Raw genomic sequence first — 23,521 nt, 5'->3', positions numbered from 1 at the left:
TTGCGCATAAAAAAAGGCTGTGTCAGCGTTTTGACACAACCTCTTCTTTTTTTATTAGTATCATCCGGGGTTGAACTGTTTTATATATAGAGTTAGTATATATTAGATTTATTCAGTTTATTAAAACCTTTAAAAAGATGAAAGACACCTTGTTATATCCTCCCCAAAAAAAGAATCGGAAAGTACCCCCATACTTCCCGATTCGAAACAGTCAAAAATCGACCTTAATCAATTTATTAACTTAACACGTCGCAAAGATATGAGAAAAATTTCTTTGAAAGAGCTTTTTTATTTAAAAAGTTTATGATACAGGCAAATATACCTGTTAATAAGGTCGTTTTTCTTGCTTTAAAACCAAAGCTTCACTCCTTTTAAAGGAACGACCCCTTCCTTTAAAAGGAAGAGGTCGTTGGTTTTAAAGAAACCGGTGGGGTGTTTATATAGAGATTAGGATTAATGATTTTTCTATTATATAGATCCGTTTACAAGTTTGTTTTATACTCCTCTTTTATTCGTTTTATGTGTGCGAAGTTCTTTTCCAGTAATTCATTTAACTCATAATCTGAAAAACAAGCTCCTAAATAGATCGTGCTTTCTGCTTCAAAATCAAATGATTCGTTGTCTTCATTCACCACAATCTCAATTTTCCCTTGCGCATCTGTAGAGATTACCGCATTGTATTTAATCATCAATTCTTTGAGCCCTTTTATGAACCTGTATTCTTTATTTGTCAATATTCTTTTCATGTCCGTAAGCTCTTTTGTTTTGTTGCCCTTTCGTGCGGTAAAGTTCGTGATAATTTAACACATTATGCGCTGTTTGAAGTATTCATTTTATTCTATTTGTCAGGTTGTAATATTCCTTTTATCCATATTATCACATCTATTCGTTTTTTTCGTATATTTGCTTCGAGCGAAACTTTTCATTTGTATATTTGTTGGATTTTAAAAAGAAAGAAAATAAAAATGGAAACAGAAGAATTGACAATTGGGAGAGTCCATCACGGACGCAATATACGTCGTACCCGTATTGAAAAGGATATGAACCAGGAGGGTTTGAGTGAATTAGTACATCTCTCACAACCTGCTGTTTCTAAATATGAGAAGATGAAAGTGATTGATGATGAGATGTTGCAACGTTTTGCACGTGCATTGAATGTCCCTTTCGATTATCTCAAGACTTTGGAGGAGGATGCACAGACGGTGGTGTTTGAGAATAATACGGTGAATGATTCGGAACAAAATACAGGTGGAGCAAAGATTAATATTGGTACTGTGAAATCCTATACCGAAGATACTGACAGTAGTAATGATAATCGGGTAAACAATTTCAATCCTATCGACAAAATCACTGAACTCTACGAGCGTCTTTTAAAAGAAAAGGATGAAAAGTATGCAGCGTTAGAACGCCGTTTGCAGAATATTGAAAAAGGTCTGCAGAAATAAGGGACAGATAAATTGAAAGGAATCGCAATATGATGAAACAAATACCTTACGGAATAACTGATTTTAGCCGAATTCAGAAAGAGAATTATTATTATGTAGATAAGACAATGTTCATTGAAAAAATAGAGATGCAACCGCCTTATCTGTTTCTGATACGTCCCCGTAGATTTGGGAAGAGTCTGACTTTGGCTATGTTAGAGGCCTATTATGACGTAAATCATGCTGAACAGTTTGACGAGTTGTTTGGTCAGCTATACATAGGTCAGCATCCGACGAAGCTCCACAATCAGTTTCTCATCATGCGGTTTAATTTCTCGGAAGTGAGTTCCAATGTCAATGAAGTAGAACTATCGTTTAAGCTGCATTGTTGTAGTAAACTTAAAGATTTTGTCTTTAAGTATGAAGATTTGTTAGGAAAAGAAATTTGGGATGTTCTTGATGAGAAAATACAAGAAGAACCCGGGGCTTTTCTGTCTGCGATTAATTCCTATGCTACCCGTAAGAAAAATATTCGTATTTATTTACTCATTGATGAATATGATAATTTCACCAATACCATTCTTTCGACTTACGGTACGGAATTTTACAGGAAAGCAACGCATGGCGAAGGTTTTATTCGTGGCTTCTTTAACGTGATAAAATCCGCTACTACCGGAACCGGAGCTGCTCTTGAACGGTTGTTTATTACCGGAGTGAGTCCGGTGACGATGGATGATGTGACTAGTGGCTTTAACATCGGAACCAATATAACGACTGATCCTTGGTTTAATGATTTAGTTGGTTTTAGTGAGAAAGAATTGCGTGAAATGCTGACTTATTATAAAGAACAAGGAGTGTTGATACAATCTGTAGATGAAACTGTTGTCATGATGAAACCTAATTATGACAATTATTGCTTTAGTAGAAGTAGATTGGTGGACTGTATGTTTAACTCTGATATGGTACTTTATTTTATGAAGTCTTTTGTTTTGCATGGGGAAAAGCCTGAAGAAATCGTAGATCCCAATATTCGCACTGACTTTAACAAGTTGGCATACTTGATAAAGCTAGATCACGGGTTGGGAGAGAATTTTTCCGTTATAAAGGAAATAGCCGAGCAAGGAGAAATCACTACTGACATCGTTACTCATTTCTCTGCATTGGAGATGACGGACCCCAGTAATTTCAAGTCTTTATTATTCTATTTCGGACTTCTTTCCATCAAAGGTGTGGACATGGTGGGAAGACCCATTTTACATGTACCGAATTTGGTTGTAAGAGAACAACTGTTTAATTTCTTGATACAAGGCTACATCAAGCATGATATCTTTAAAATTGACATGAACAGGATGAGTGCTTTATTTGAGAATATGGCTTTCAGGGGAGACTGGAAACCTTTGTTCGATTTTATCGCCAATGCTGTTCGTGAGCAAAGTCGTATCCGTGAATATATTGAAGGTGAAGCGCACATTAAAGGCTTCTTGCTTGCCTATTTAGGAATGTATCGTTATTATCAGCTCTATCCGGAATACGAATTGAATAAGGGTTTTGCAGATTTCTTCTTCAAACCTAGTCCGTCGGTTCCTGTACTGCCTCCTTTCACCTATCTGCTTGAGGTGAAATATGCAAAAGCCGGTGCTTCGGAAAAAGAAATACGTGCCCTTGCTGATGAGGCGCGCGAACAGTTACTTCGTTATAGTGAAGATGAACTGGTGGCAGAAGCCAGGGCGAAAGGTGAACTGAAGTTAATTACTATTGTTTGGCGTAGTTGGGAGCTTGCTTTATTGGAAGAAGTTACTCTTTCTTAAGAGAAGTAGCATACATGTTGCTATAAGGTGTGTGGCTCCTCTATCTTTTTCTGATTTTTGAAACGTTGATGAATAAGGAGATCACTTTTTCCTTTTAATGAATATCCCTAATAAGTCTTGAAGAATAAAATTTGCCTCTGCTATGGATTCCCATAATAGAGGCAAACTTATCAACATGAGACTTAGTTAAACAGTCTCTTGTTTTTTATGAATTTAACGAATCTTTTTTAGGACTTTAGAGAAGGAGTAAGGAAAGCTTTCCTCTTCCGTTCCTCTGTTTAAATTGGGCTGGCTTCCCATTTGGAAGTTAATGTTTCCTCCTTTTAATAAGTCTTCATGGCGTAGATAGTTCTTTTTATATTCTGTGCCGTTCAGATTCATTGTTTGAATATACATATTCTTCTTGTTGTTATCGGTTGCATGGATGATGAGGCTGTTACCGTTTTCAAGATGTAAGGTTGCTTTTTTAAAAAGAGGAGCTCCAACGACGTATTCGTCGGTTCCCGGACATACGGGGTAAAAACCTAATGCGGAGAAAACATACCATGCCGAAGTCTGCCCATTATCTTCATCTCCACAATATCCGTCAGGGCCCGGTGTGTACATTTTATCCATGACCTGGCGTAGCCAATACTGCGCTTTCCAGGGTTGACCGGCATAGTTGTATAGGTAGATCATGTGTTGGATTGGTTGGTTGCCATGCGCGTAATTCCCCATATTCATGATTGTCATTTCACGAATCTCATGAATAACCTGCCCGTAATAACTCTCATCAAAGACAGGAGGTACGGAAAATACAGAATCCAGCATAGTGATAAACATATCTTTTCCTCCCATTAAGTCAATTAATCCTTGTGGATCATGGAATACAGACCATGAGTAGTGCCAGCTGTTTCCTTCGGTAAATGCATCTCCCCATTTCAATGGTGAGAATGGAGATTGGAATGTTCCATCTTCATTTTTTCCTCGCATGAGCTTGGAGTCTTTATCGAATACATTCTTATAGTTCATCGCCCGTTTGGCAAAGAGCTGTATTTCTTTTTCCGGTCGCTTTAATTCTTTGGCTAATTGATAGATACACCAGTCATTGTAGGCATATTCCAAAGTTCTGGCTGTGTTTTCATTGATTTTTACATCATAAGGGACATAGCCTAACTTATTATAATATTCGTATCCGCGTCTTCCTGTGGAAGATACGGTGGGATGTACGTTCTTTGTTCCGTGTATTAACCCTTCGTACAAAGTTTTCACATCTTCTACTTTAATACCTTTTAAATAAGCATCTGCTAGTACGGAAGCCGAATTATTTCCTATCATGCAGTCTCTGTGTCCGGGGCTGGCCCATTCGGGGAAGAATCCGCTTTCTTTGTAGGTATTGATGAGCCCTTCCTGCATTTCTTTATTCATCGACGGATACATCAGATTCAGTAATGGGAAAAGACACCGGAAGGTATCCCAAAATCCGGTGTCGGTAAACATATATCCCGGTAGAACTTGTCCGTTATAAGGGCTGTAATGAACAGCTTTTCCGGCTTCGTCCAGTTCGTAGAATTTTCGGGGGAAAAGTAACGAACGGTATAAGCAGGAGTAGAAAGTGCGGTATTGATCGAGGTTTCCTCCTTCCACTTCGATTTTTCCCAGTACCTGGTTCCATGCTTTCTGTCCCTTTTGTTTTATTTGCTCCAGATTGTCATTTCCTAATTCTTTCATATTTCTTGCAGCCTGTTCGAAGCTGATAAAGGAAGAGGCGATGCGTGCATGTACTTGTTCTCCACGTTGAGTTTTAAAACCTATAATGGCTCCTGCATGGTCTGTTGTCTGTTCGGTTGCATTTTCTTGAATATTTCCATTATTCACAGTGGCTTTATAGGTGAAAGGTTTATCGAATTGAATAATAAAATAGTTCTTGAAGTTTTCGGGAACTCCTCCGCTATTACGTGTACTATAACCGATAATTTTGTTTTCTTCTGCGATAATCTGAATAAAAGAACCTTTGTCAAATGCATCGACTGCAATATATGAATGTTCGTTTTCCGGAAAAGTGAACCGGAAGAGAACAGCACGTTCGGTCGGTGACATCTCCGTGACAATATCGTATTCGGCCAGATACACCTTGTAGTAATAAGGAGTTGCTTCTTCTCCTTTGTGTCCGAACCAGCTAGCCCGCTTTTCTTCGTCGAATTCAGGTTTACCCACCATCGGCATGATGGAGAACTGTCCGTAATCGTTTATCCATGGGCTGGGCTGATGAGTTTGTTTGAATCCACGGATTTTATTGGCTGTATAGACATATTGCCATCCGTCTCCCATTTTTCCGGTCTGTGGGGTCCAGAAATTCATTCCCCAAGGGCGGGCAATGGCGGGGTAGGTGTTACCTGTTGATAATTCAAAAGATGATTGTGTTCCCATTAACGGATTAACGTATTGTGTCCAGTCTTTGGACTGGGCTAGAAACGTGCAACTAAGCACTAAAAATAATAACCAACATTTCTTCATAATTTTCTTTTTGAGTTTATAGCTTGCAAAGTAATCACAGCGTTTTCATGTGTTGCCAACGTTGAATGTTTCAACGGGGTGAGACATGACAAAGGTATAGCTTCGTGGTTAAGGTCGTGGTTAAAATCGTGGTTAATACAGTGGTTAATAGGTACTTTTTTTTATTAACCCCGCTAAAGAAACTATCGCAAAAGTGTTTTTTTACTATGTTATTCAACTATCTATGTGAAATAGACAAATATACCTTACTGTTATTATTTGTATTAGTGTTCTTTTTTGTTGAACCATTTATGTGCTCAAGACTTTATATTAGCAGGCATTGTGAATGATGCTGTACAGTTAGCCGTTTCCAATTAGAAACAGAAACTATCAGATTGCTTGGTGATTGGTAACTGAATAGCCTTTTTGTGCGCCCACCTATTTATAGATTTGTATCGGCAATTCCCCTTTTAGTGCTCCTATGGCATTAAATGCTAATGACTCCATTTCATTTTCTCCAGGATAAATATAGATGGGAGCCAGAAAAGAGATTCTCTTTTTCAGTCTTGAAATCACATAGTCCGAATAGGCGATACCTCCTGTCAGAAGGATAGCATCTATTTTTCCGCAAAGTACGGTGGCGCTGGCTCCTATTGCTTTTGCAACATTGTAAATCATGGCATCCAGTATCAGTTCCGCTTTCTTATCTCCTTCTTCGATAGATTGTATAATGGCGGGAATATCGGTTGTACCTAGATGGGCGGTCAGCCCGGCACGTCCGGAGATACGTTTTTTCAATTCGTCTTTAGTGAGTTGACCGCTAAAACAGAGGTCGATCAGTTGACCGGCGGGAAGTGTACCGGCGCGTTCCGGTGAGAAAGGACCTTCACCGTCCAATGCATTGTTGGCGTCAATGGCTCGTCCGTGATGATGGACTGCGACAGAGATGCCACCTCCCAAATGACAGATAATTAAATCCAGATTTTCGTATTGGGTTCCCTGCTCTTTGGCAAAGCGGCGGGCGATTGCTTTCTGGTTTAATGCATGCCAGATGGTGATCTTCGGCATTAAGGGAGAACCTGTAATGCGTGCTATATCTTCCAGTTCATCCACTACTCCCGGATCAGCAATGAAAGCCGGACAGTCGGGTAATGTGGAGGCCAGTTCGCTGGCAATCAATCCTCCTAAGTTACAAGCATGGGTACGCATAGCATGCACTGTATCACGTTTCATGGCCTCATTTACCTCATACACTCCGCCCGGTATCGGTTTCACTAAACCGCCGCGCCCGATGATTGCATCAAAAGAAAAAGGTATCTTATTGTTTTCCAATTCTTGTAACACCAGGTTTTTCCGGAATTCAAACTGGTCTATCACCTCGGGAAAAGCGGATAGTTCTTCTACAGAATGTTTTATATTACTGACAAACAGCGGAGTTTCATTTTCGTAAACCGCTATTTTGGTAGAAGTAGAACCGGGGTTGATAACCAGAATTTTCATGAATAGTAGGCTTTTAGTGATGAATTTAGAATGATGAGTCGGTAACTTGGCTGACTTGTTTTCTGCATTTGCAATCTCCTGACACTTGTAAGCATGCCATTGCAATGCTGTAATATTTGGACAAGCCGGAATCACTACGCGATGGAAGTACTACCGGGCAAACAGGACCTTGCAGCAATCCTGCCATTTCTGCCTGTGCAAACAAAGAGACGGATTTGTAGAATGCATTACCCGATTCAATGTTCGGGAATATCAAGACATCTGCCTGTCCGTTAATAGGAGATACAATCCCTTTAATATCACCACTTGCTTGTTCGCAGGCAGTACGTACATCTAGCGGGCCGTCAATAATTACATTTCCGAATTCTCCTGCTTCGGCAAGTTCTACGATATTCACATAATCCAGTGAGTGCGGGAACTTGGCACTCACTTTTTCTGTACAGTGAATCAATGCGACACGTGGTTGTTCGATACCAAAGTGACGACAGGTACAGATAGCATACCAGATCATTTCTATACGTTGCTGTAAAGTAGGACGCGGAATGACGGCGGCATCCGAGAAGAAAAGCAGTTTATGGTAAGTAGGAATTTCCATTACTGCCAGATGCGTGAGGATTTTCCCTTTCGGTAACAAACCTTTTTCTTTGTCGAGTATGGCATGCAGCAAGTTGTCCGTATTGATAATCCCTTTCATCAAAATATCCGCTCCTCCTTCACGGACAATGCGGACAGCTTCGCGTGCCGCTTCATCCGGATTTTCTATGTGGATAGTTTTTACGTATTCAGGATATTGTTTGAGCGTGGGATATTTCTTCAGAATGGTAGAATCTCCAATCATCAGAAATTCTGCAATCCCTTCTTCCAAAGCACGGGAGATGGCATATTCAGTGTTAGGATCGTTCGCACAGACCACGGCAATTCGTTTTCTATGGTTTAGTTTTTTAAGATGAGCCGTTAACTGGGCAAAATTTAGAATAGGTTCCATAACGTTAGATTTTTAGCAAATATCAGAAAAATGATTGAAAAAATAGCGATTATAACCCGAAAAATTACATCCATTATGTAACATTTTGCTATATTTTATTTGTTTTGGCTGTTGGATGTGCATGGAACCGTTTTTTCCTGTATTTTTGCAAATAAATCCCCCAATAAAATAAAAGTACCATGAAACAGTTTAAAAATCTATTATTTCTTAGCTTAATTCTCCTTTGTTGGACGCTTATTTCCTGTAAAAGCAGCAAAACATCTTCCGGTTGGTCTTTGATCTGGGAAGAGAACTTTAATCAAAAAAAGAGTTTTGATTCACAGGTATGGAGCAAGATTCCACGAGGAAAGTCGGATTGGAATAACTATATGACAGACTTTGATTCCTGCTATGCCATGCGTAAAGGCAAACTGGTATTGAGAGGGATTGTCAATCATACCCAACGCAATGACACTGCCCCTTATTTGACAGGCGGTGTGTATACAAAAGGTAAAAAGGCTTTTACGAACGGGCGTATTGAGATTTGTGCCAAATTGAATGCGGCCGGAGGAGCATGGCCTGCCATCTGGCTGTTGCCTGAAGGAGCGGCATGGCCATCCGGCGGTGAGATTGATATCATGGAACGTTTGAATAACGATTCTATTGTTTATCAGACAGTTCATTCCCATTACACTTATACGCTGGGGATCAAGGATCATCCGGTATCCCATTCTATGGGAGTGATTCACCCTGACCGCTACAATATTTTTGCAGTCGAAATGTATCCGGATAGTCTTTCATTTTATGTCAATGATGTGCATACGTTTACTTATCCCCGCATACAAACGAAAGAAGAGGGACAATTCCCTTTTAATCAGCCATTTTATCTGCTGATTGATATGCAGTTGGGAGGTTCGTGGGTGGGAGCAGTCTCTCCCGGGGATCTTCCGGTAGAAATGGAAGTGGACTGGGTACGTTTTTATCAACGAAAGTCAATAAAATAAGAACATATATGGATATTCAATTTCCTCCCTTTTTGCAGAAAGGTGATAAAGTGGTTATTGTATCACCTTCGAGTAAGATAGACCAACAATTCCTGAAAGGAGCCAAGAAACGGATTGAATCATGGGGCTTGAAAGTGGCTATAGGAAAACATGCCGGAAGTTCATCCGGAAGATATGCCGGGACAATCAAGCAGCGGCTGAAAGATTTGCAGGATGCGATGGACGACCCTAAAGTGAAAGCTATTCTTTGTAGCCGTGGAGGGTACGGGGCGGTACATTTGATCGATAAACTTGATTTTACGGCCTTTCGTGAGCATCCGAAATGGTTACTGGGCTTTAGCGATATAACCGCTTTGCACAATTTGTTTCAGAAAAATGGATATGCTTCCCTTCATTCATTGATGGCCCGTCATCTTACGGTGGAACCGGAAAATGATCTTTGTACGAACTACCTGAAGGATATTCTATTGGGAAATATTCCTTCTTACATGTGTGAGAAGCATAAACTGAACAAGCAGGGGACGGCACAAGGCGTTTTGCATGGCGGTAACATGGCGGTGGCCTACGGTTTGCGTGGCACTCCTTATGATATTCCGGCGGAAGGGACTATACTGTTTATTGAAGATGTCAGCGAACGTCCGCATGCCATCGAGCGTATGATGTATAATTTGAAACTGGGGGGCGTATTAGAAAAACTGTCCGGCTTGATTATCGGTCAATTTACAGAATATGAAGAAGACTGTTCGCTGGGTAAGGAATTGTATGCCGCTTTGGCAGATTTAGTAAAAGAGTATGATTATCCCGTCTGTTTCAATTTCCCGGTGGGACATGTGACTCATAATCTCCCGCTTATCAACGGTGCAAAAGTAGAGTTTGTGGTGGGAAAGAAAAATGTGGAACTGAAGTTTATATGTTAATAATCCATTCCATCTGAACGATGCTGTGGTGAAAATGACTAATTTTGAGGCTTTAATAGATAAAAGGACGATGAAAAAGAAAACTATGATAGTATTAATGAGTGCCTTTTTGTTATTATCAGCATTCTCTTGCGGTGGAGGTAACAAGGCAAATAGTACGAGTGAACAAGACGAAAAGACAGTTGTGAATGTACCTCAGTTTGATGCGGATAGTGCTTATTTGTATGTAAAGAATCAGGTAGATTTCGGACCTCGTGTTCCTAACACTAAAGAGCATGTTGCCTGTGGCAATTACCTTGCTAGTCAATTAGAGACTTTCGGTGCTCAAGTGACTAATCAATATGCTGATTTGATTGCTTATGACGGGACGTTGTTGAAAGCGAGAAACATTATCGGTTCTTATAAGCCGGAAAGTAAAAAGAGAATCGCTCTGTTTGCACATTGGGATACACGTCCATGGGCTGATAACGATCCTGACGAAAAGAACCATAAAACTCCGATTCTGGGTGCAAATGATGGTGCCAGTGGGGTAGGAGCTTTGCTCGAAATAGCTCGTCTGGTCAATCAACAACAACCGGAATTGGGGATTGATATCATTCTGTTGGATGCAGAGGACTATGGTGCGCCACAGTTTTATACAGGAAAGCATAAGGAGGAGTTCTGGTGTCTGGGATCGCAGTATTGGGCACGTAATCCTCATGTGCAAGGATATAATGCACGTTTTGGTATCCTGCTCGATATGGTAGGAGGTGAAGGCAGTGTGTTTATGAAAGAAGGGTATTCGGAAGAATTTGCTCCGGACATAAATAAAAAGGTTTGGAAAGCGGCAAAGAAAGCGGGTTACGGAAAGACTTTCATGGATGGAAACGGAGGATTTGTAACAGACGACCATCTGTTCATAAATCGTCTGGCACGTATTAAAACGATCGATATCATTCCATACGATCAGGAAGGTGATTTTACCCCGACATGGCATACTGTCAATGACAATATGGAACATATTGATAAGAATACGTTGAAAGCAGTCGGTCAGACGGTATTGGAAGTGATTTACAATGAGAAATAATAGAATTGAGAAATAATATAATAAGGTGTTGGTATATTGATATGCCGGTTTTAAATACGGCATCTGTTATTCGCACATTGGTATATTGTCTAATTAAATAATTACTATAATGTCAATTAATGAACTACAAGACGAAGTGATTGCAGAATTCAGTGACTTCGACGATTGGATGGACCGTTATCAATTACTTATTGATCTGGGAAATGAGCAGGAACCACTTGAAGAAAAATATAAGACGGAACAAAATCTGATTGAAGGATGCCAGAGCAGGGTATGGCTTCAAGCGGATGATGTGGATGGTAAAATCGTTTTTAAAGCAGAAAGTGATGCTTTGATTGTAAAGGGGATTATTGCCTTGTTGATTAAAGTCCTTTCCGGGCATACTCCTGATGAAATCTTGAATGCAGATCTTTATTTTATAGACAAGATCGGGCTGAAAGAACATCTGTCGCCAACGCGTAGCAATGGTTTGCTGTCGATGGTAAAACAAATACGAATGTATGCATTAGCATTCAAAGCGAAAGAGGGGAAGTGAAAACTTCCCTTTTTTTATTGCTGCTTTTGGGAAGTCAGGTGGTTCATGGTCAATATGATACCGATAAACAGGAGGATTGACCCGAATAGAACGATGAGATATGGGGTACCGTTAATCAAATCATCCATGTTTTCTGTTTCGGGATATTTGATACTAAGATATACTGCTAAGGAGTTATTCAATATATGCATGAGTATACAGGGAATCAGACTGCCGGTTTTATAGTATGTCCATGCCAGCAGGATACCAATCAGGAATGCCGGAAGTATCTGGGCCGGATTAATGTGAAAGACACCGAATAGAAGTGCTGAAATGAGAATGGCCTTCGTCGGGTTGTATTGTTGCAGCAAAGCTTTGGTAATGGCTCCGCGGAACAACAGTTCTTCAAGTACAGGACCGATGATAGCTATTGCAAGAATACCGCCCCAACCGGATTGGAGAATGTCGAAAGATTGCTCCATGATGTTGGGTATCCAGTCTAGCAGTCCCATCAGTGCGGATACCAGAAAACCACCGGTGAGAATAGCTAGTCCGCTACAAATTAGGAATGGAGCTGATACGGGTGACCATGTTGCCTTCTTTTTACTGATATAACCGGCTTTCCATAGATAAATACCCATCATAATCTGACCGGCTAGTTGTGCCGGGATCATAATCATTTGCGTCAGAGTGACTTTATCCAGATTTCCCGTGGTGACGAACAAATAGATCGTACAGGGAATCATAATCAGGATAGGGGCGACAATCTGTGCAATGAGAAGGTCTATTAATACTAATTTGATTGCCGTTTTCATGTTTTTTTATTTAGTGGTAAAGAAACTATAGATAAACATAGCTAACATGGATATAGCTATTACCACCAAAGAGATGCTCATAAATGACTTTTGCATAAGAATCTATTTTTAAGAATTGTTTCTGTCTCTTCAGCATCCTTATGGAGCTGTGTTATTAACTCGTCGATACTGGAAAATTTCAGTTCGGGACGTGTCCGTTTAACAAAAGTAAGCCGGATGAATTTATCATATATGTCAGAATGGAAGTGGAGGATATTCACCTCAATCGTCCGGTTCGGATCATTGTCAATCGTCGGGCGGACACCTATATTCAGCATCCCCATATACGTTTTCCCGTCAAATGTCACCCATACGGCATATACGCCATCGGCCGGAATCAGTTTATCGGGATCATCCACCCGTAAATTGGCTGTTGGGAAACCTATCTTTCTGCCTACCTGATAGCCGCCTACTACTATCCCGTCAAGGAAATATTCATATTTCAGACAATGGGCGGCCAGGCTAACTTCTCCTTCATGAAGAAGTTTACGGATCAGGGAAGAGCTTACCGGAATGTTGGGTTCGTTCCCTATTTCTATATTGCTGGTATACGCTTTGGCGCGAATTACTTCTATGCCAATTTCTTTTCCATAACGTACATAATCCTCGAAACCTTCGCTGCGGTTATGTCCGAAACGATGGTCATAGCCGATAATCAGATATTTTACCTGATAACGCTCTTTTAACAACTGTGTCATAAACTCCCGGGCAGTGAGACGGGAAATTTCCGGAGTGAAATCAAGCATCAGGCAGTAGTCTACCCCGATGTCTGCAAGCAGACTTATTTTTTCTTCGGGGGTAGTCAGAAGTTCCGGACGATACCCCGCATTCATCACTTTTCGGGGATGAACGGGAAAAGTAACCAATGCAGAGCGTAGACCTTTGGCGGCGGCTATCTCTTTCACTTGCTGAATCAGATAGCGATGTCCTGCATGTACTCCATCAAAGAAACCGATGGTAGCTACGCAGGGTTCCGGGGTAATTGCCGATATGTCACGTATAATCTGCATATCTCTAAAATTATTTGAGGTTGAAAAGATGGCTCCAGTCTTCGCCTGCTTTCGCTGTATAGGTGGAAATTCCTAAATTTTGGGCTGTCTTACAGTTCATTTCAGAGTCATCAATAAAAAGCGTTTCTTTCGGCTCGATACCGGCATCCTCTATGATTGCCTTGAATATCTCCGGTTCGGGCTTGGCCATTTTCATTTCAAAAGAGAGGTATGTTTTTTCAAAATAATCTTCCACCTTAAAGGTGCGGTAAGGAAACAAATGAGCGCATGTCCATTCCCAATGAATTTGGTTGGTATTGCTCAATAAATAGACGACATATTTCTCACGTAATTTTAATAATAAATCCAGTTTTTGTGTGGGTATATCTACCAGAAAACTATTCCAGGCTGCATCTATTTGTTTGTCGCTAACTGCTTTGCCTATCATTTTACGAACTCCGTCACGGAATTCGGCAGGTGTTATCAATCCTTTTTCCTGTTGCATCAGGAGTCCGTCCTGGTTCTGGATATTCAGCAATGCATCCACGTTTTGGAGCCCTAACTTCTGAAAGTGCTCAATGCAACGTTGGCGGTCGAGATTGATAAGTACACCACCCAAATCAATAAGAAGGTTTTTTATTCCTTTACTTTTCATTTCTGTCTTTTTTGTGAATAATACGTTGAACAAGGCGAACAAGTTCTCCAACCCATAACACCGTGGACGAAACGCCTATAATAAGAAGCCAGGTTTGCCAGTCGAGCGGTTCCGTGCGGAATACGGCTCCACCGAATTGTACGATGAGGAATTGTCCGGCAAGAATAGCCAGTACAATAAGCTCCATCCCATACGATTTGGAAAGTCCCTTGAATGCCGAATCGGTAGTACCGAATACACGGGCATTGAACAGATTCCAGAATTGCAGCATGACAAAGAAGGTGAAGAAAATAGTCAGGTTGTGTACATTCATTCCTTGCGTACTGTGGTCGAAATAATAAATCATTCCGAGCAATACGATGAGGAAGATAGAACCCACACCTATTATATTAGACCGCATTGCCTTACTGATAATAAAATCGGTACTGCGACGAGGTTTCTCAAGCATGACCGTTTCGCTGGGTGGAATGGAGGCAAGAGCCAAAGCGGCAAAAGTATCCATAATCAGGTTCACCCATAACATTTGTGTTACAGTCAGCGGAAGTTCCGTACCGATTACGGAGCCTAGCAGAACGATAAGCAATGCCACAAAGTTGATCGTTAGCTGGAAAACAATGAAACGCTGGATATTCTTATACAGTGAACGTCCCCACATAACAGCGGTTCCGATACTGTTGAAAGAGTCGTCGAGCAATGTAATATCACTAGCCTCTTTGGCTACAGAAGTACCTGTACCCATCGATAAACCTACTTGAGCATGATTCAAAGCCGGAGCGTCATTCGTTCCGTCTCCGGTTACAGCTACCACTGCTCCTTTTTGTTGAAGCAGTTGTACCAGACGTTGTTTGTCCGTCGGACGGGCGCGGGACATGATTTTTAAGTCCATCACTCTGTCCAGTGCTTCTTCATCGCTCAATTCGGCAAATGCGACACCAGTGATTCGATTTCGTTCCGTATCAGTTTCAGGGTTCCAAAGACCTATCTGGCGTGCGATTTCCGTGGCAGTTCCCGGAGTGTCACCGGTCACGATCTTGATGCCGATACCTGCAGACTGACATTTTGCAACCGCAGCAGGTACATCCGGACGAATTGGGTCGGAGATGGCAACTACTCCCAAGAAATTGAGGTCGTTGGCTGAAACTAGTTCCGTGCAATCGTTCGGTTCATTTTCTCCGACAATCTTGAATGCAAATCCAAGTGTACGCATAGCCATATTCTGATAACTCAACAGTTGTGCTTCTACTGTAGAACGATACTCTACCGCATCCACTTGCCGTCCATCCAGAACAACTTCTTTACACTTGCCCAGAACAATTTCAGGAGCTCCTTTTATATAAAGTATTTTTTTGCCGATCAATGGAGATTCAACAAGAGTTGCCATGAATTTCCGTTCGGTAGAGAAGGTGAGTTGATCGAGAACATGAGCTTGTTCGCGGAGTTGCAGGTAATCTCTTCCCTGTTTGTTTAGCCAGAGTAATAAAGCCACTTCGGTTGGATTTCCTACGCCTTTGGGTTTTTCTCCATTGGTTGATTCTTCAAGGAAAGCTGTTGAATTGGCGCTGATTCCTTCTGCGATAAGTGCGCTAATATCGTCATCAGACAAGTCACTGCCATTTTTTATACCATAGAAATTGGGTTCGTGCACTTGCATCAGATTTTGAGTCAGTGTACCGGTTTTATCCGTACAAATTACGGTGATGGCTCCCATTGTTTCGCAAGCATGCATTTTCCGCACCAGATTGTTGGTGGAAAGCATGCGACGCATGTTCAATGCCAGACTAAGCGTAACACTCATTGGCAATCCTTCAGGTACAGCTACTACAATCAGCGTAACTGCCATCATAAAATATTTCAGTGTCCGTTCGAAAACCGGAAGCCACTCATGCCATCCGTTCAGCGAACCGAAATCAAAATATAGCACTACATCCTTCACGAAGAAAATAAGGAAAGCCAGACCGGCAACGGTGAAACCGATCTTTCCGATTAGATTTGCGAGTTTGGTGAGCTGTATGTTCAGCGGGGTGGGTTCGAGGTTATCCTCTGTACTCTGCCGGGCTACTTTTCCGATTTCAGTAGCATCTCCCACATGCAGCACGCGCATGGTACCATGTCCATCCACCACTGTAGTGCCACGCATCACCAGATTGGAGGCATAAGTCGCTTCTTCATCAAAATCAGCTTCTACAGTAGTTTTATTAATAACAGGTTCTCCGGTCAGATTGGATTCGTTCACTTGCAGAGAAATAGCTTCCAGCAACTCTCCATCAGCGGGAATTTCTTCACCTGTTTCCAGAATGACGATATCACCTACCACTATGTCTTTACGAGGGATTTCCTGTACGCGTCCGTTTCGGACCACTTTTACTAGGGTTTCTTCATTGACTGCATTCAGCAGATCGAACTTCTTACTGGCATCATATTCGAAGAAGAAACCGATTCCGGTAGCCAATAAGATAGCGGCTATGATTCCGATTGTTTCGGCATATTCATTTTCGATGATGGAGATAATTAATGAGAAAGCGGCTGCTACTAATAATACACGGACAACCGGGTCTTCAAATTTTTCCAGATAAAGTTTCCAGAGAGAAGGACGCTTGGGGGGCGTTAACAGGTTAATACCATTTTTCTCCCTGCTTTGTAGGACTTCGTCATCAGTAAGTCCTAAATGATAATAGTCATTTTTATTTGTACTCATGCAGATACATGCGTTTAGTTTGAACCGCAAAAATACAACATAAAATTGTGATAGAATGTTTAATTAAAACTTTTTATGAAGTCGAATTTGTTAGCGTGGTTTACCACATGACCGATAAGGAATTGTAAACCAGAATGTAGAGCCTTCACCTTCTACGGAATCCGCTCCGATTTGACCGCCAAGTTTGGCGACAATAGTTTGAGATATGGAAAGTCCCAGTCCGGCTCCTTTTTTATCTTTATTCAGTTTCACGAAGCGCTCGAATACATCCGGTAATTTCTCTGCTGGAATTCCGGTTCCGGTATCCTTGACATAAAGGTAAAGCTCGGTATCTCTAGCTTCATAGCCGAGGCGGATGCTACCTTTATGGGTGAACTTAATGGCGTTGCCGGCAAAGTTTGAAAGCACTTGTGCCACCCGGTTCCGATCTGTTTGAATCATGCAGGAAGAACGGGATGATTCCGCTATAATTTGTATATTTCCTCCGGCGTCATCGACTCTCATTTGAAAAAGTTGTTGTAAATCTGAAAGTAACTGATTGATGTCAACTGTTGTCTGCACAAATTCCAATGTTCCGGCTTCTATTTTTGACATATCGAGAATGTCGTTGACCAGTTGCATCAGGAGGTCGGCATTCATTTTTATGATTTCTTGATATTGAGCCTTTTCCTCTTCTGTAGTTGCACTGCCTAATACCTCTGCAAATCCAGTAATAGCATTGAGAGGGGTACGGATTTCATGGCTCATGTTGGCTAAAAAGGCAGATTTTGAAATATCGGCTTTTTCTGCTTTTTCTTTGGCTAGCCGTAACTCCTTTTCAGCTTGTTTTCGGCGGGTAACATCGTGTACGGTGATTACCATGTTCTCTTCTTCATTCAGAAGGAAGTAAGAACCGGATATTACTGCATCACATTCCACGGTAGTATTATCAGATGTAACTACGGATAAAGTGGCTTCAAGATCCGTGAAGTTTCGTCTCTGTTCGAAGGCTTGTCGTATGGCGGTACGTATCGGGCAAGAGCCGCAGAAACTATGTGTGCCGCAACCTCCTTCGGCTGCCAATGCATTGCGACATTGCAACAAGTCGCCCACTCTTTTCTCTTCTGTTCCTTTTCTGGTTCCGGTTTTTTGGTAATAGTTAGTCTTCAGTACCTTGAAATCATTGTCTATTAATAGGATAAAGGCATGCACATTTTTCAAGATGGCGCCGGCGATATGGCTGGTACGTTCCAACTTTCTGGATTCACGGAACAATCGTTGTTGCATCCGCAGACATTTCCTACGTTCCAATAAAAAACTGATTAGTAGGACTGCGCATAAAACTATTAAGGTAGACAATAGTGCTATAAGCATAGTATAATATTGTTGTTTTAGCTTGATAATATGACTACAAAGATAGTTTTTTTCTTTAGTTTAAAAATAGTGTTGAACAAATATCTTGCTATTTGTGTTATATTATTTAGAAAACCAATTAAAAATACGAACGTTATGAAAAAGTACATTTGCACGGTCTGTGAATATATTTACGACCCCGAACAAGGAGATCCGGAAAGTGGAATTGAACCAGGAACAGCATTTGAAGATATTCCTGATGATTGGACTTGTCCATTATGTGGAGTCGGAAAAGAAGACTTTGAACCGTACGAAGGATAAAACCAAGAGAGAGATTTATTAAGAGGAGAATGACTGGGTGTATAAATATATACCCGGTCATTTTTTATTTTTATGGTTGGAAATTATTCTGCTGATTATAAATGTGATATCTTTGATGCAAAAATCGGAAGTTATGTATAATAGAGCAACCGTCATAACCGATCTAAGGTATCTATCATACCCTGTAATCTTTGTATTATTGATATTCAGCCTTCTGATCGCTGGTTGTAGCGACGATGAGAATGAAGAGCAACCTCCTGCTCCGGATGTTCCGGATTATAGCACGCTTGTAGTAAAAGATATACAGAATATACCTGCGGACTTCACATTTGACCGGGTTGAGGTGAAAGTGACGGGTGTTGATTGGCAAGTGATTGAGACTCTTAGCTTTCCTTATGAGAACGGGCAAATAGTAATGACACTTCCCACTAGTTTTCCTTCGGAAAAGCTTCAGACAGTAGACCGGCGTAATGGTATGGGTGGTTACTGGACCGGAACCTCAGATGATGCGGACGCTCTTGTGGCGACGTTAGGAGATTTCTTTGTTTTTAATGGAGATAAAAGGGTGGGGCGAATTGCTATTTCCAACTGGTCAGGTAAAGGGTCTTCTGCCGGAAAAGCTACATTGGTGAGTTATCAGTATGCCGACCGTCCTTTTACATTGACAGGCAGTGACAAATCATACTATTATAGTAACTGCTCTTTTAATAAGGGATGGAATATTTTTGCCAATATAAATCCGGCCTCGGAAGGCGGGACTGCAAAAGTGCTTCGTACAACTACTGTTCCGGAATCTACATTGTTCTGGCGTTTGGCTGAATCATACGTATATAATTGATTTTATAAAAGATACTATTAGATATAAAAAGGAGAATCAGGTATGTATTGATACTACTGATTCTCCTTTTTTATTCTTTATTTTATCTGTTAAGAAGCTCTTTTCTCTTTCACATCACTGCTGGCTTCTACTACATTCACTACATAGTCGCCAAGTTTCTCGCATTCGGCGATAATATCCATGTAGTAAACTCCCATCTGATAATCATATTCTTTGTTGTTCACATCCAGAATATTCTGATTCTTCAGTTGGTTACGATAATTATTAATTTCGTTTTCGATGTTGAAGGATTTGTTGATGTCAATGCTCTGATGTTCCGGCTTTTCTACTACCACAATCATTTGGGCAAGTGCGTCGTTAGTCAGCTTCATCATGAAATGAATATGCTCATATTGTTTCTCGGTAAAGTCTTGATTAGTCTGACGTTTCCGGTTGATGGTACGTGCCAGATTATAGCAGCTGTCGCCAATACTTTCAATTTCTGTCACTTCACGCAACATGGCGCGTATCTGTAACTTACTTTCAGAACTCAAACGGCCTTCGGATACCTGATTCAGGTAGTTGGCTATTTCAAGTTCCATATTGTCGCTGATATTTTCATATTTCTCTATCCGGCTGAACAGCTTATTGAAATCGTCATCCTTTTCCGTATGCAACAGATCCTGCACCATGCCGAACATCCGGTGGGTACGTTCTGCGAAAAGATGGATTTCCTTACGTGCCTGAAGGATAGAAAGTTCAGCAGTGGAAAGCATACCACCAGTGATAAACCGCAGGCGAGGTTCTTCGTCTTCTTCTTTCGGATGAATTAAAGCGCATACGGTACGCTCAATCAGTTTCACACCCCAAATCAGGATACAGACGTTGCAGATATTGAAGATAGAGTGGAAAGCAGATAGCTTGTAGGAAATAGCAACCTCTGGATTACTGCTTTGAAAGAAGGTGTCTACTACCCAGTTTACTAGATCCATGAAAGGATGGAAGACAATCAATACCCAAATGACCCCAAACACGTTAAAAACAAAATGGGCCAATGCTGCCCGCTTAGCCTGTGTGTTGGCTGTAAGTGCGGCAAGATTGGCCGTGATTGTAGTTCCGATGTTCTCTCCTAATACAAGTGCTGCTCCCAGTTCCAGACTAATCCAGCCGTTGGCACACATAATTAATGTGATTGCCATGGTGGCTGCTGAGGCCTGCACAATCATGGTCAGTATGGTACCGATGAGCAAAAACAGAATAATGGAGAAGAATCCCATATCTGTGTAGTTCTGTACGAAGGCGAGCATTTCCGGGTTGGCATTGAGGTCGGGGGCGTTTGCTTTTAAATAAGAGAGCCCCATGAAAAGGAAAGAAAAACCAAAAATGAATTCACCGATGGACTTGCGGTTGCTTTTGCCGGAGAAGATAAGCGGAAGGGCGATGGCTAGAAGTGGAAGAGCAAAGGCAGCCATGTCGACCTTAAATCCGAAAATTGAAATGATCCAGGCAGTTACAGTAGTACCGATATTGGCACCCATAATAACGCTGATGGATTCGGCAAGTGTAAGTAACCCGGCGTTCACGAAACTAACGACCATCACCGTCGTTGCTGAAGAAGACTGGATAAGGGCGGTAATCAACACTCCTGTTAGAACTCCCGTTACCCGGTTGGTGGTCATTGCCGTTAGAATACTTCGCAATCTATCACCCGCGACCTTTTGTAAGCCCTCGCTCATGATTTTCATTCCGTAGAGGAAGAGTCCCAATGAGCCTATGAGCTTTAAAAAATCATAAAAAGAATATTCCATCTATAATATTTTTAATGGTTATTTGTTCTCAATCTGATTATAAGTATATTAGTCCCAAATTATTCACCTTTTAACGAACTCGATGAAACAGATGTTACAAATATGTTGCAAAAATAACAATATTTCCAAAGAATTCCCTATCGGAAGCTCACTTTTGGATATTTATTACGGTTTTAATCTTAATTTTCCTTATCAAGTAGTGAGTGCCAAGGTCAATAATCGCTCCGAGGGACTTAATTTCAGAGTATATAATAATAAGGATGTAGAGTTTCTGGATGTGAGAGATCAGTCCGGTATGCGTACTTATGTCCGTTCGCTTTGTTTTGTCTTGTTTAAGGCTGTCACGGAACTCTTTCCTGAAGGAAAATTGTTTGTGGAACATCCTGTATCAAAAGGTTATTTCTGTAATTTGCGGATTGGACGCCCCATTGAGCTCGAAGATGTGACGCGTATCAAGCAACGGATGCAGGAGATCATTGCAGAAAATATTCCTTATCACCGCATTGAATGTCATACGGCGGAGGCGGTACGGGTTTTCAGCGAGCGGGGGATGAATGATAAAGTGAGATTACTTGAAACTTCCGGTTCTCTTTATACCTATTATTATACATTGGGTGATACAATTGATTATTATTATGGTAATCTGCTGCCCAGCACCGGATATCTTAAATTGTTCGATATCGTGAAGTATTATGACGGGTTGCTACTCCGGATTCCGAGTCGTGAAAACCCAAGTATGCTCGAAGAAGTTGTGAAGCAGGAGAAGATGCTGGATGTTTTTAAGGAATATCTGAACTGGAGTTATATCATGGGGCTTAATAATGCCGGAGATTTTAATCTTGCCTGTGAAGAAGGGCATGCCACTGACTTGATTAATGTGGCGGAAGCATTGCAGGAGAAAAAGATAGCACAGATAGCCGATACTATCTTCCATCGTGGCGAGAACGGTAACCGGGTAAAACTGGTATTGATTGCCGGCCCGTCTTCTTCGGGAAAGACAACATTCAGCAAACGGCTTTCTATTCAGCTGATGACAAATGGCTTGAAGCCATTCCCGATCTCTTTGGATAATTATTTCGTAGACCGTGAAGAAACCCCTTTGGATGAAAACGGAAACTATGATTATGAATCACTTTATGCGCTCGATCTGGAATTGTTTAATCAACAGCTGCAGGCGCTTCTTCGTGGCGAGGAGGTGGAATTGCCACGTTTTAATTTCTCTCTTGGCAAAAAGGAATATAAAGGTGATAAACTGAAAATAGAAGATAATACAATTCTGATTCTGGAAGGTATTCATGCCTTAAATCCGGAACTGACACCGCATATACCAGCCGAACGGAAATTCAAGATTTATGTTTCAGCATTGACTACTATTTCGTTGGATGACCATAACTGGATTCCAACTACTGACAACCGTTTGTTGCGCCGCATCATCCGCGACTTTAATTATCGGGGATATTCTGCACGTGAAACCATATCACGCTGGCCTAGTGTACGTGCCGGTGAAGACAAATGGATATTCCCTTATCAGGAAAATGCTGATGTCATGTTTAATTCAGCGCTACTTTTTGAGTTTGCCGTACTTCGTTTACACGCCGAGCCTATTCTGATGGGTGTTCCGCGTAACTGTCCTGAATATTGTGAAGCCTACCGATTGTTGAAGTTTATCAAATATTTTGTTCCGGTACAGGATAAGGAAATTCCGCCTACTTCTTTGTTGCGTGAATTTTTAGGAGGAAGCAGCTTTAAATATTAAGTAGAAAAATTAGGATATATTCGTGATTTGTGTTTTCTTTGCAGAAAATACAAATAAACCTTTTGTTGTAGTGAAGCAAGGGAATACAAAAATAAACAATATTTGAGTGATATTTAGGGAAAGAATGTTATGGTTTTTATGCAAAACTTTAAAATATTGAACCTTTGATTACTTTTGCTGTTAAGAAGGGACTACATGCAACAAAAAAAATGTGAATATGATTTTTTATAATAGTCTTTTAGCAAAGTGGTTTTTAGGAAAAGGGAAGAAACACTATTTTATGTTAGGCTGGTTTTTCTTTACCCGCTATAAATATCTGGAAGTCTGGGAAGATATGGAACTCCGAATTCATGCCAGGCAGTATTGGGAATGTTTTTCTTTAACCCTGATACCAGCACTTATTTTATCGTTACTGTTTTCATGGTGGTGGATGGTGTTACCATTCGTGACTTATCACATACTTTATTGGTTTGAAAAGATCATCTGTCACCATTCTATCTTTAATTGGGAGGCGATGAAACATTGTGGCGATACGCTTTATCTCAGGAAGAGGAAAGCGTATGCCTGGAAAAAAGGTTACGGGAAAAAAGAATTGCCCGCATCCAGATGGAATGATTAAAAC

General features: G+C 41.0%; 20 protein-coding genes. 10 read left to right on the top strand and 10 right to left on the bottom strand.

Annotation, left to right across the window (positions count from 1 at the left end):
- Positions 1–482: 482 nt before the first annotated feature.
- On the bottom strand, positions 483–746 hold the full coding sequence (locus DWZ47_RS08505; protein WP_004296257.1) for a hypothetical protein: 264 nt from the start codon (positions 744–746) through the stop codon (positions 483–485).
- Between the two features lie 219 nt (positions 747–965).
- Here DWZ47_RS08505 and DWZ47_RS08500 point away from each other — a divergent pair, with 219 nt between their 5' ends.
- Entirely contained in the window at positions 966–1,445 is a 480-nt protein-coding gene (locus DWZ47_RS08500; protein WP_117512826.1) for a helix-turn-helix domain-containing protein, read from the top strand.
- Positions 1,446–1,474: 29 nt separating this feature from the next.
- Positions 1,475–3,232 carry an ATP-binding protein gene (locus DWZ47_RS08495; RefSeq protein WP_004296255.1) on the top strand — a complete coding sequence of 586 codons (1,758 nt, stop codon included), beginning with the start codon at positions 1,475–1,477 and terminating at the stop codon, positions 3,230–3,232.
- Positions 3,233–3,445: 213 nt separating this feature from the next.
- On the opposite strand, the gene DWZ47_RS08490 is transcribed toward DWZ47_RS08495, so the two are convergent.
- The 3 genes from DWZ47_RS08490 to DWZ47_RS08480 all read right to left on the bottom strand — a co-directional run bounded on the left by DWZ47_RS08490 (position 3,446) and on the right by DWZ47_RS08480 (position 8,192).
- Positions 3,446–5,728: a GH92 family glycosyl hydrolase gene (locus tag DWZ47_RS08490; RefSeq protein WP_117512824.1), complete on the bottom strand. Its 2,283-nt coding sequence runs from the start codon at positions 5,726–5,728 to the stop codon at positions 3,446–3,448.
- 417 nt (positions 5,729–6,145) lie between these two features.
- Entirely contained in the window at positions 6,146–7,207 is a 1,062-nt protein-coding gene (buk, locus tag DWZ47_RS08485; protein ID WP_117512822.1) for a butyrate kinase, read from the bottom strand.
- A gap of 25 nt (positions 7,208–7,232) precedes the next feature.
- Positions 7,233–8,192: a phosphate acyltransferase gene (locus tag DWZ47_RS08480; RefSeq protein ID WP_117512820.1), complete on the bottom strand. Its 960-nt coding sequence runs from the start codon at positions 8,190–8,192 to the stop codon at positions 7,233–7,235.
- Positions 8,193–8,371: 179 nt separating this feature from the next.
- Between DWZ47_RS08480 and DWZ47_RS08475 the strand changes: the two genes are divergently transcribed.
- From DWZ47_RS08475 to DWZ47_RS08460, 4 genes are all read left to right on the top strand, one after another.
- Positions 8,372–9,175 (top strand): glycoside hydrolase family 16 protein, encoded by an 804-nt coding sequence (locus DWZ47_RS08475; RefSeq protein ID WP_117512819.1) that lies wholly within the window; start codon positions 8,372–8,374, stop codon positions 9,173–9,175.
- Between the two features lie 8 nt (positions 9,176–9,183).
- A complete protein-coding gene (locus tag DWZ47_RS08470) occupies positions 9,184–10,092 on the top strand; it encodes an LD-carboxypeptidase (protein WP_117512817.1) in 909 nt (302 codons plus the stop codon).
- Between the two features lie 70 nt (positions 10,093–10,162).
- On the top strand, positions 10,163–11,158 hold the full coding sequence (locus DWZ47_RS08465; protein ID WP_117512815.1) for a M20 family metallopeptidase: 996 nt from the start codon (positions 10,163–10,165) through the stop codon (positions 11,156–11,158).
- Between the two features lie 109 nt (positions 11,159–11,267).
- On the top strand, positions 11,268–11,693 hold the full coding sequence (locus tag DWZ47_RS08460; RefSeq protein WP_004306960.1) for a SufE family protein: 426 nt from the start codon (positions 11,268–11,270) through the stop codon (positions 11,691–11,693).
- Between the two features lie 14 nt (positions 11,694–11,707).
- Here the strand turns inward: DWZ47_RS08460 and DWZ47_RS08455 are convergent, their stop codons facing one another.
- From DWZ47_RS08455 to DWZ47_RS08435, 5 genes are all read right to left on the bottom strand, one after another.
- The gene (locus DWZ47_RS08455; protein WP_117512813.1) at positions 11,708–12,487 is read right to left on the bottom strand and encodes a CPBP family intramembrane glutamic endopeptidase; all 780 of its coding nucleotides are present in this window, start codon (positions 12,485–12,487) and stop codon (positions 11,708–11,710) included.
- 77 nt (positions 12,488–12,564) lie between these two features.
- A complete protein-coding gene (locus DWZ47_RS08450; RefSeq protein WP_117512811.1) occupies positions 12,565–13,536 on the bottom strand; it encodes a bifunctional riboflavin kinase/FAD synthetase in 972 nt (323 codons plus the stop codon).
- Between the two features lie 10 nt (positions 13,537–13,546).
- Complete coding sequence (locus DWZ47_RS08445) at positions 13,547–14,170, bottom strand: HAD family hydrolase (RefSeq protein ID WP_117512809.1); 624 nt, start codon at positions 14,168–14,170, stop codon at positions 13,547–13,549.
- On the bottom strand, positions 14,160–16,865 hold the full coding sequence (locus DWZ47_RS08440) for a calcium-translocating P-type ATPase, PMCA-type (RefSeq protein WP_117512807.1): 2,706 nt from the start codon (positions 16,863–16,865) through the stop codon (positions 14,160–14,162). The genes DWZ47_RS08445 and DWZ47_RS08440 overlap by 11 nt, the downstream gene beginning before the upstream one ends.
- A 90-nt stretch (positions 16,866–16,955) precedes the next feature.
- Positions 16,956–18,131 carry a sensor histidine kinase gene (locus DWZ47_RS08435; RefSeq protein WP_117512805.1) on the bottom strand — a complete coding sequence of 392 codons (1,176 nt, stop codon included), beginning with the start codon at positions 18,129–18,131 and terminating at the stop codon, positions 16,956–16,958.
- A gap of 222 nt (positions 18,132–18,353) precedes the next feature.
- On the opposite strand from DWZ47_RS08435, the gene rd reads away from it, so the two are divergent.
- On the top strand, positions 18,354–18,518 hold the full coding sequence (rd, locus tag DWZ47_RS08430) for a rubredoxin (RefSeq protein ID WP_004306971.1): 165 nt from the start codon (positions 18,354–18,356) through the stop codon (positions 18,516–18,518).
- Between the two features lie 115 nt (positions 18,519–18,633).
- A complete protein-coding gene (locus DWZ47_RS08425) occupies positions 18,634–19,356 on the top strand; it encodes a hypothetical protein (protein WP_117512840.1) in 723 nt (240 codons plus the stop codon).
- Between the two features lie 89 nt (positions 19,357–19,445).
- Here DWZ47_RS08425 and DWZ47_RS08420 read toward each other — a convergent pair whose 3' ends face one another.
- Entirely contained in the window at positions 19,446–21,143 is a 1,698-nt protein-coding gene (locus DWZ47_RS08420; RefSeq protein WP_009000202.1) for a Na/Pi cotransporter family protein, read from the bottom strand.
- Between the two features lie 82 nt (positions 21,144–21,225).
- Here DWZ47_RS08420 and DWZ47_RS08415 point away from each other — a divergent pair, with 82 nt between their 5' ends.
- Together DWZ47_RS08415 and DWZ47_RS08410 are read left to right on the top strand one after the other, a co-directional pair.
- Entirely contained in the window at positions 21,226–22,899 is a 1,674-nt protein-coding gene (locus DWZ47_RS08415) for a nucleoside kinase (RefSeq protein ID WP_117512803.1), read from the top strand.
- 217 nt (positions 22,900–23,116) lie between these two features.
- Positions 23,117–23,518 (top strand): hypothetical protein, encoded by a 402-nt coding sequence (locus DWZ47_RS08410; protein WP_004306977.1) that lies wholly within the window; start codon positions 23,117–23,119, stop codon positions 23,516–23,518.
- The last annotated feature ends 3 nt before the right edge of the window (positions 23,519–23,521 follow it).

Origin of the sequence: Bacteroides sp. AF32-8BH, from assembly GCF_003435205.1 — a bacterium.
Taxonomy (GTDB): Bacteria; Bacteroidota; Bacteroidia; order Bacteroidales; family Bacteroidaceae; genus Bacteroides; species Bacteroides ovatus.
This window is presented reverse-complemented; position numbering and strand designations above follow the sequence as displayed.